The following is a 4,687-nucleotide window of genomic DNA, read 5'->3' on the forward strand; positions in this document are numbered from 1 at the left end:
CTGCGGTGGCACGTCCGTGCAGCTGCCGTGCGCGATCTCCGCCGCCATGCCGATGCTTTCGCCCAGCGTGGGGTGCGGGTGGATGGTCTTGCCGATGTCCACTGCGTCGGCGCCCATCTCGATGGCCAGGGCGATCTCGCCAATCATGTCGCCCGCATGCGTGCCCACCATGCCGCCGCCAAGGATCTTGCCGTGGCCGTGGGCCTCTGGCGAGTCGTCGAACAACAGCTTGGTCACGCCTTCGTCACGGCCGTTGGCAATGGCGCGGCCAGAGGCAGTCCAGGGGAACAGGCCCTTCTTGACCTTGATGCCCTGGGCCTTGGCCTGGTCTTCCGTCAGGCCCACCCAGGCCACTTCGGGGTCGGTGTAGGCAACGCTCGGAATCACGCGGGCGTTGAAGGCGGCGGCTGCCAGCTCCTTGTTGCCCTGCAGTTCACCAGCGATGACTTCAGCCGCCACGTGTGCCTCGTGCACCGCCTTGTGCGCCAACATGGGTTGGCCCACGATGTCGCCGATGGCAAAGATGTGCGGCACGTTGGTGCGCATCTGGATGTCGACGTTGATGAAGCCACGGTCCGTCACCGCCACGCCTGCCTTTTCGGCAGCGATCTTCTTGCCGTTGGGCGTGCGGCCCACGGCCTGCAGCACCAGGTCGTACACCTGTGGCTCGGGGGCGGTGCCGCCCTCTTCCGCTGGCGCGAACGTGACCTTGATGCCTTCGGGTGTGGCCTCGGCGCCGACGGTTTTCGTCTTCAACATGATGTTGTCGAAGCGCTTGGCATTCATCTTCTGCCAGATCTTGACGAGGTCGCGGTCAGCGCCCTGCATCAGGCCATCCATCATTTCCACCACGTCCAGGCGTGCGCCCAGGGTGCTGTAGACGGTGCCCATTTCCAGGCCGATGATGCCGCCGCCCAGAATCAGCATGCGCTTGGGGACTTCCTTGAGCGCCAGGGCGCCGGTGGAATCGACCACGCGCGGGTCGTTGGGCATGAAGGGCAGGCGCACGGCCTGGCTGCCGGCGGCGATGATAGCCTTCTTGAAGGCGATGACCTTCTTGGTGCCCGTCTTCTCCTGGCCGGTGCCGGTGGTTTCTTCCACTTCGAGATGGTTGGCGCCGACAAAAGCACCGTAGCCACGCACGGTGGTCACCTTGCGCATCTTGGCCATGGCGGCCAAGCCACCGGTGAGCTTGCCGATGACCTTTTCCTTGTGGCCGCGCAGCTTGTCGATGTTGACGGCGGGGGCGCCAAAGTCCACGCCCAAGTCGGCCATGTGGCTGACTTCGTCCATGACGGCTGCCACGTGCAGCAGCGCCTTGGACGGGATGCAGCCCACGTTAAGGCACACGCCGCCCAGGGTGGCGTAGCGCTCGACGATGACGACCTTGAGGCCCAGGTCGGCCGCGCGGAAGGCTGCGCTATAGCCGCCGGGGCCGCCGCCGAGCACGAGCACGTCGCAGTCCAGATCGGCGGAGCCTGCAAAGCTGGATGCTACCGGATTGATAGCTGCTTGCGCTTGCGGCACAGGCGCTGGAGCCGCTTTTTGCTCAGAAGCGGCAGGCGCTGGGGCCGCAGCAGGTGCCGGCGCTGCCGCGCCTGCGCCCTGCACTTCCAGCGTCAGCACCACCGAGCCTTCGGCGACCTTGTCCCCGAGCTTGACCTTGAGTTCCTTCACAACCCCAGCATGGCTGGAGGGGATCTCCATGGAGGCCTTGTCGGACTCCACGGTGATCAGGCTCTGCTCGGCCTTGATGGTGTCGCCGGGCTTGACCAGCACTTCGATGATGGCCACTTCGGCGAAGTCGCCGATGTCGGGCACCTTGATGTCGATGATTGCCATGGTGTGTCTTGGCCTTTCGTTACATCACGATGCGGCGGAAGTCCGCCAGCAGCGAGGCAAAGTACACGTTGAAGCGTGCGGCGGCAGCGCCGTCGATCACGCGGTGGTCCCAGCTCAGGGAGAGGGGCAGCATCAGGCGCGGTGCGAACTGCTTGCCGTCCCACTTGGGCTCCAGGCTGCTCTTGCACACGCCCATGATGGCGACTTCCGGCGCGTTGATGATGGGCGTGAAGTAACGACCACCAATGCCACCCAGCGAGCTGATGGAGAAGCAGCCACCGGTCATGTCGGCGGGGCCCAGCTTGCCGTCGCGCGCCTTCTTGGCCAGGTCGCCCATCTCTTGCGAGATCTGGACGATGCCCTTCTTGTCGGCGTCGCGGATGACGGGCACGACGAGGCCGTTGGGCGTGTCGGCCGCAAAGCCGATGTGGAAGTAGTTCTTCAGCACCAGCTGGTCGCCGTCGAGCGAACTGTTGAACTCGGGGAACTTCTTGAGTGCGGCCACGGCGGCCTTGATCATGAAGGCGAGCATGGTGACCTTGACGCCACTCTTCTCGTTCTCCTTGTTGAACTGCACGCGGAAGGCTTCGAGGTCGGTGATGTCCGCGTCGTCGTGGTTGGTGACGTGCGGGATGACGACCCAGTTGCGGTGCAGGTTGGCGCCGCTGATCTTCTTGATGCGCGAGAGATCCTTGCGCTCCACCGGGCCGAACTTGGTGAAGTCCACCTTGGGCCAGGGCAGCAGGTCCAAGCCGACGCCGGAGCCGCCGCTGGCCGCTGCGGGCGCTTTGGCGGCGATGGCGCGGGTTTGCGTGGCGCCGCTCATCACCTGCTTCGTGAAGTTCTGGATGTCGTCTTGCGTGATACGGCCCTTGGGGCCGCTGCCCTTGACCTCGTCCAATGGCACGCCCAGTTCGCGGGCGAACTTGCGCACGGACGGGCTGGCATGGGGAAGACCCAGGGTCGGCGCGCCGGGCGCATGGGGAGGCGCCACGGGTGCCGCTGCAGGGGCTCCGCCATCCGACAGGGGTTTGGCCTCTTCCACGGGCAGGTGGCGGGGGGTGGGGGTGTCAGGCTCGGACTGCGCTGCGGGCAGGTCCAGCGTGGGCGTACCGGGCGGGATCGGGGCAGTGCTGGCAGGCACTGCGCCTTCCATGATCGCCACCAGATCACCGATGTTGACGGTGTCGCCGATCTTGACCTTCAGTTCCCTGAGCACGCCTGCGGCGGGCGACGGAATTTCCATGGAGGCCTTGTCGGACTCCACGGTAAAGAGCGACTGTTCCACCTTGATCGAATCACCAGGCTTGACCAGCAACTCGATCACGGCCACGTCCTTGAAGTCGCCAATGTCGGGCACGCGCACTTCAATGCGGCCCGAAGCAGCGGGAGCCGGCGCGGCCGCCGCGGGCGCAGGCGCGGCCACGGGCGCAGCAGCTGACGCTGCCACTGGTGCGGGGGCAGGCGCCGCCGCAGGGGCTGCCGCGGCGCTCGCACCGGCGGCCTCGATCACGGCAATCACAGAGCCCTCTTTCACCTTGTCGCCCAGCGCGACCTTCAGTTCCTTGATCACCCCGGCGTGGCTCGATGGAATCTCCATCGAGGCCTTGTCGGACTCCACCGTGATGAGCGACTGCTCGGCCTTGACGGTGTCGCCCACCTTGACGAGCAGCTCGATCACGCCGACTTCGTCGAAATCCCCGATGTCCGGGACTTTGATGTCTACCAGTGCCATTCTTGTCTCCGGTTTGATTTATGCGTACAGCGGGTTGATCTTGTCGGCGTTGATGCCGTATTTGGCAATGGCTTCGGCCACCTTGGCCACGGGCACCACGCCGTCATCGGCCAGCGCCTTCAGGGCGGCCACGACGATGTAATGGCGGTTCACCTCGAAATGCTCGCGCAGCTTGCTGCGGAAGTCGCTGCGGCCAAAGCCGTCGGTGCCCAGCACGCGGTAGGTGCGGCCCTTGGGCACGAAGGGGCGGATCTGCTCGGCATACGCCTTCATGTAGTCGGTGGACGCCACCACTGGGCCGCTGCGGCTGCCCAATTGCTGGGTGACGAACGGCACGCGTGGTGTTTCCAGCGGATGCAGCAGGTTCCAGCGGTCGGCGTCCTGGCCTTCGCGGGTGAGTTCGTTGAAGCTCGGGCAGCTCCACACATCCGCCTGCACGCCCCAGTCGGCGGCCAGCAGGGTCTGGGCTTCGAGCGACTCGCGCAGGATGGTGCCCGAGCCCAGCAGTTGCACGCGCTTGTCGCCCTCGGCGCCCGGCTTGCACAGGTACATGCCCTTGATGATCTGCTCTTCGGTGCCCGCCGTGAGGCCCGGCATGGCGTAGTTTTCGTTCAGCAGCGTCAGGTAGTAGAAGACGTTTTCCTGGCGCTCGACCATACGCTTCAGGCCGTGGTGCATGATCACCGCGACTTCATGCGCAAACGTGGGGTCGTAGCTCACGCAATTGGGGATGGTATTGGCCAGGATGTGGCTGTGGCCGTCCTCGTGCTGCAGGCCTTCGCCGTTGAGCGTGGTACGGCCCGAGGTGCCGCCCAGCAGGAAGCCGCGGGCTTGCATGTCGCCCGCGGCCCAGGCCAGGTCGCCGATGCGCTGGAAGCCGAACATCGAGTAGTACACGTAGAACGGGATCATGATCCGGTTGTTCGTGCTGTACGAAGTGGCCGCCGCGATCCAGCTGGCCATGCCGCCGGCTTCATTGATACCTTCCTGCAGGATCTGGCCGGCCTTGTCTTCCTTGTAGTACATCACCTGGTCGCGGTCGACCGGGGTGTACATCTGGCCCTTGGGGTTGTAGATGCCGATCTGGCGGAACAGGCCTTCCATGCCGAA

General features: G+C 65.2%; 2 protein-coding genes and 1 pseudogene. All 3 read right to left on the reverse strand.

Annotated elements, in window-relative coordinates:
- On the reverse strand, positions 1 to 1,842 hold a 1,842-nt coding region (gene lpdA / locus MRY84_RS17315), incomplete at its 3' end, for a dihydrolipoyl dehydrogenase (RefSeq protein ID WP_291506944.1).
- Between the two features lie 19 nt (positions 1,843 to 1,861).
- On the reverse strand, positions 1,862 to 3,577 hold the full coding sequence (gene aceF, locus MRY84_RS17320; RefSeq protein ID WP_291506945.1) for a dihydrolipoyllysine-residue acetyltransferase: 1,716 nt from the start codon (positions 3,575 to 3,577) through the stop codon (positions 1,862 to 1,864).
- A gap of 18 nt (positions 3,578 to 3,595) precedes the next feature.
- Positions 3,596 to 4,687, reverse strand: a pseudogene (aceE, locus tag MRY84_RS17325) (pyruvate dehydrogenase (acetyl-transferring), homodimeric type); the annotation flags it as partial.

It is taken from the genome of Acidovorax sp. (genome assembly GCF_022763525.1).
Classification (GTDB): domain Bacteria; phylum Pseudomonadota; class Gammaproteobacteria; order Burkholderiales; family Burkholderiaceae_C; genus Acidovorax.